Raw genomic sequence first — 2,481 nt, forward strand, 5'->3', positions numbered from 1 at the left:
CCAAGTCCAAACTTACGGCTTCATTAGAACAAGTTCTAATGAAATTCTCGATATTACCGTATACCGGTATTATGCTCTCGGTATTCTTGTGATTAGCATGTTCCATGTTAACTAAATACTTGCCGTATTTAATTAACCCTCCATGCTTATCTTTTATGCGCTCGCTTCTTACGAACCAGTTCTTGATTGTCATATTCGATTTTAATTGTTATATAATATATATACCATTTAAAATCGAAATATCAATCAAACATCACTATTTCGTTTTAATTCTAGATAGGAGAACCCTGCGGGTTCACGCCTTGTGCTTCGCACTGGCTTCCTCTCTGCGGTCAGGTCTGCGCCCCGACACCCGCCAAAATCAAAAGCCCAGCCCCTCAAAAAGCCTGACCAGAGGTCAGCCATTTTGACCGGCTTCGACGTGGGAAAATTGTAAAAGCCTATATCAGATAATAGCCCTGCATAGGGCATTCCCTTACACGGTTATGAGGCGATGGCTTACACAGATAACCCGAGACCAAGCCAACTCGTTGGCGCAGCATGTCGAGGGTTGGAGGCACGTTTTAGGGGATATTCGAAAAGGGGAATCCCCTTTCGTTTCGGGGCTTTGCAGGAAAAAGTCTAAATAGCCTATATCAGATAATAGCCCGTAGGGCGCCTTGGATTCTGGGCAGGGTTTCCCCCTCTCACCCCTCCATCCTGTTTTTCCAATTAAAAATCGTTGCTCTGCTGGCACCAGTGATTGCCATAACTTCTTCTACGGTTCGACCCTGTGCGATTAGCTCAATGCCTTGCTCCCTGCGGGTCTTACCCTTTGCTTGCCCACCCAAACGACCACGGCGTGCCTGTATCTCGCTGGTGTGAGTCTTTGCCACGAAATATTCGAAATCGCTTTCTGTGATCCTTTTGTGTGTCCACTTCGCCACACTGGTAGCCGTCGCCTTCACTTCACTGAACGGAAGAGGGTTTGAGAAATTTAGATTTATCATCTGCGCACGGGTTACGCAGGCATCGAGCCACTGGCGATAGGCGGGCCAGCCTTGGCGGATTGCTCGATACGACCAGTTACGCAGTTCCTCGAAAAGGGTGCAATTTCTACCCAATCCATAGTCAGCAACGACCTTTTTCCGCTGTGCTGGGGTTTTTAGGTCGAGGTAGTCAGCCAGTTCGCCCAATTCGTATGCTTCGTGATGCCACTGCGTTACCTGCCAATGGTGATGCAGGGGATTCTTCACAATAAGCCCTGAATAGCCTCTATCAGCGTCCAGAAGCTCGCACAGGGCGTTTTCTACGGCAGCGGCATACAGGAGTGGGGCTTTTCTGCCATCGGGCGCTGTGCGAACTGGTGTTTGGAGCGCATAGAGGGCGTGAGCGTGTGCGTTTGATCTGTTCATCACGGTCAGATTAGGAGCCGGTGCGCCTCGATCTGACCAGTCCATTGCTGCACCTGGACGGTCGATGTCGAACGCAAGCCATAACATATGGGTTGGTCCGTTATGCTGGATATACTTTGCCTTTTTTGCAATTTCGGCTTTTGCTATGTGCAAGCCAGTTGCAAGGTCATCTGTATAATATGGTTTTGCTGGTAATGTGCTTGTAAAAAGTTGTAGTTGTGTCATACTGTTTATGTCCCTCCCCCCTCTGTGTCTTCCTGTCGCCAAACTATCGGACACAGAGGGGAATCTTTTAAGTTATATTTTCCATCTTACCCTATTTTCGAGGGTCTTGCCGGTTTTCGTTTCCGCCATCTCGAACATACTGTCAAGTAGTTCAGCCTGTTCCTTCGAAATGTTCAACTTACTTAATTCTTCGGTTGTTTTTTCAATCCTGTTTTTTTGCCTATTCTCATTGCCTATATCACCTGACCCTATTGAGAATATCCACTTAACAATCTGATTGTTAAGCATTGCCGATAATCTGCCATATTCTTTTGTCTTGGCAATATCGTTGTCGAATGCTTTTGATTTTAGCCCAATTTCTTTTAATGCTTTTTCAGAGTCCTTTTGTTGCAATTGCCACTTCGCTAAATGAGGACCCACATTCGTCTGCAAAGGCTCATATGCAGACACGTCCAAGCCACAGCGCGCAAGGCTTGCAGCGTTGAAAGCTTTCTTGGCTACGCCTATCGTTCCCTTTTGATCCAAAGCCTTCAACGTCTTGCCCTGGACGACTCTGGACACCACTAAATTCAGATGTGGATTGTCTTGGTCGTGGACATTAGCGAACACTCGACCTTTGAAGTCATTAATATCAATATCTAACTTCTTGGCGAGTTCTTTTAGGATATCGCTTGTTATAGATTTCCATTCGCCCGGTGTTGGTTTAACCACACTTGGAGGAAGACTGAAAACAAAACTTTGCGCATAACTTTGAACTGGTCGCCCTCCCTTCTTTTGGGAGTTCTCCAAGTCCAAACTTACGGCTTCATTAGAACAAGTTCTAATGAAATTCTCGATATTACCGTATACCGGTATTATGCTC

At 46.3% G+C, this 2,481-nt stretch carries 2 protein-coding genes; both read right to left on the reverse strand.

Going from position 1 to position 2,481, the window contains the following annotated elements:
* Positions 1 to 686: 686 nt before the first annotated feature.
* On the reverse strand, positions 687 to 1,619 hold the full coding sequence (locus GHO03_RS24145; protein WP_153328969.1) for a replication initiation protein: 933 nt from the start codon (positions 1,617 to 1,619) through the stop codon (positions 687 to 689).
* Positions 1,620 to 1,691: 72 nt separating this feature from the next.
* A partial coding sequence (locus GHO03_RS24150; protein ID WP_218574325.1) for a hypothetical protein occupies positions 1,692 to 2,481 on the reverse strand: 790 nt, incomplete at its 5' end.

This window comes from Pseudomonas sp. FSL R10-1339 (assembly GCF_009600545.1).
Taxonomy (GTDB): domain Bacteria; phylum Pseudomonadota; class Gammaproteobacteria; order Pseudomonadales; family Pseudomonadaceae; genus Aquipseudomonas; species Aquipseudomonas bubulae.